General features: G+C 71.7%; 1 protein-coding gene. It reads right to left on the minus strand.

The features are described from left to right. Window positions 1–189: 189 nt before the first annotated feature. On the minus strand, window positions 190–706 hold a 517-nt coding region (locus tag ACFC0D_RS30185), incomplete at its 5' end, for a hypothetical protein (protein ID WP_376442655.1).

Raw genomic sequence — 706 nt, forward strand, 5'->3', positions numbered from 1 at the left:
CGGGGCCCACCCCCGCGGCCGACGATAGCGCGCGGGGGCCAACGCAGGGACCCCGCGCGGGGCGGCCCGAGGCCCCGGCCGGGGCAAACCGGGCCGGGCCCTTCCGGCGTACGGGCTTCCCGGTGCAGGCAGCCCCGTGAGGGGCGGTGCGTACTGCGAGTGCACCGCCCCTCAGGCGTACCGCTCAGGTCAGCGGCGGTTCACCACACCTCCGGTGTCCAGGCTGCGGCTGAACTTCATGCCGCGCAGCGTCACCGGTGTCGGTGTCGCCTGCTGGATCCAGGCCTCGTCCCAGACGAAGCTGGTTCCGCCGACGTCACCGTGTGTCTGATAGACCAGGCCATCCTTCGTGAGCACCTTGACGTACGCGTTGGCGACTCGAGCCTCGAAGGCGACCGCGCATACATCGTCGGGATAGTCGGGGTTGGCGGGATCCGTGCCGACCAGAGCCGGGTTGGTGAGGTCCGTCCAGGTGATCGTCCCACCGATGCCAGGAGACCGGCCCGCGAACACCTTGCCGCCGGTGAGTACGGCCTGGAAGTCCTCGTTGCCGCCGGGGGAGGCGTAGGTGTCGATGTCGGAGCAGGGTCCGGTGTCACCCGTGGCGCCCGTGTCGCCGGTGTCACCCGTGGCGCCGGTGTCGCCGGTGTCACCCTTGGGTCCGGTGTCGCCGGTCGGCCCGGTGTCGCCGGTGTCACCCTTGGGC

Source organism: Streptomyces sp. NPDC056222 (genome assembly GCF_042264065.1).
Taxonomy (GTDB): domain Bacteria; phylum Actinomycetota; class Actinomycetes; order Streptomycetales; family Streptomycetaceae; genus Streptomyces.